We start from the raw sequence: 1,548 nt of genomic DNA, 5'->3' as shown, positions 1-1,548 counted from the left end.
TGCTTGCCGCTCATTTGCGACTTCCTTATATTAACACTTTCATGTTTCAATGTCAATTAAGTTTTTTATTTCGTTTGTCGTGTTTTGCTTTGTTGCTATCAGCGACTCATATAATATTACACCTCTATATAATAATAGTCAATGTTTTTTTACATAAAAAGTTTTTTCTATATATAAGCAAACACAAATCATTAACCTTCTGTTCATACTCCCTTTTTCTATTTCCCATAGACCTAACCTTTCCAAAAGAGAAGAGCCTAAAAGCACTTAATTCCTCCCTACTCCACATTATGAGCACTGACTCAATGAGCCCTATTTTCATAGAAAGCACTTCTTCCCTAGTTATCCTGTACGCTCCCCTAGATCAATTATAAAAAGGGCGTGCCATTCGATGAATCACACACCTCTTTTTATGTTCTTGCATTAATGTATTTTATACTTTCTATCTTCCTTAGTCTGTCGATCTACGGATTTCATTAGAACACGCAACTTATCTTGATCCGCCCAGATAACTCCAAATAAAACTAGACATCCTCCTATTAATATCTTCCATGTTAAAGATTCATTTAATAGAATAACCGAAGCAATAATACTTATAGGTGGTAAAGCATTTAGATACAACCCACTTACTGATGCCGAAACCCTTTCTAGCGCCTTATTCCAAAACCAATAAGCTAGGATTGTTGCACAAACAACAAGGTATGTAAAACTAAGCCCTGTCTTCCATGTGTCTATCTGAGGTAGAACATAATAAAAAGTTTCGATAACTGCAAAAGGGAATAGAATCATTGCCCCTATGATTAATGTTAATGTTGTAAATACTTCATTTGATAGATTCTTTTCTTGTTTTGGCCTTTTTAATAATATTGTATAGAAAGCAAATAAAAAAGTACTTAATAAAATAAGTATATCCCCAATTAGAGAGGCACTTTGATCATTATTACCAGATGGAATAGTAATACATACTACCCCTATAAAACCTAATATAATTCCAATCCAATAGTTTAACTGAATCTTTTCTTTTAAAAACAGTGCCGAGAAAATAATTGTAACTAATGGTAAAGCGGCATCAATGATACTAACATGCAATCCACTTGTTAAAGAAATCCCATACGAAGTAAACATAAAGTATCCTGCCACGCCAATAAAAGATAATACGCTTATCCTTTTCCACGGAACATCCCTATTAACAATACTTTTTCGTAGCTGCTGAAAAGAAAACAATAAGGTGAATGGTTGAATTGACTCTAGCGCCCATTTTGTCGGAGCAATTGCTATTCCCCATAGTATAACCGCTACTAGTAACATACTTATCTCTTTCATAAACCCCCACACCCATTCAAAAAGATATATTATGTATTATATCTTTTTAGTGGTTTTCCTTGTTAAATATATTTGTAATTTCAATTAGTAATAAGCTGTAAAGAAACCACTAAACCCTTTTCATACATATTGTTTCATTAACGTCTATTTTCCCTTCCATAGATAACTGATTTATTAAGTATTGTTTTCTGAATCGACAAGACATTTAGCAAGACTTTCAATAGT

At 32.8% G+C, this 1,548-nt stretch carries 1 protein-coding gene; it reads right to left on the bottom strand.

The window, feature by feature from the left end:
* Nucleotides 1–423: 423 nt before the first annotated feature.
* Nucleotides 424–1,323, bottom strand: a complete 900-nt coding sequence (locus BPMYX0001_RS28875; protein ID WP_006097679.1) for a DMT family transporter — start codon at nucleotides 1,321–1,323, stop codon at nucleotides 424–426.
* Between the last annotated feature and the right edge of the window lie 225 nt (nucleotides 1,324–1,548).

This window comes from Bacillus pseudomycoides DSM 12442, assembly GCF_000161455.1.
GTDB lineage: Bacteria > Bacillota > Bacilli > Bacillales > Bacillaceae_G > Bacillus_A > Bacillus_A pseudomycoides.
This window is presented reverse-complemented; position numbering and strand designations above follow the sequence as displayed.

Coding starts and splice junctions, on each gene's coding strand:
- BPMYX0001_RS28875 (WP_006097679.1), bottom strand. CDS start 1,323: ATGAAAGAGATAAGTATGTTACTAGTAGCGGTTATACTATGGGGAATA.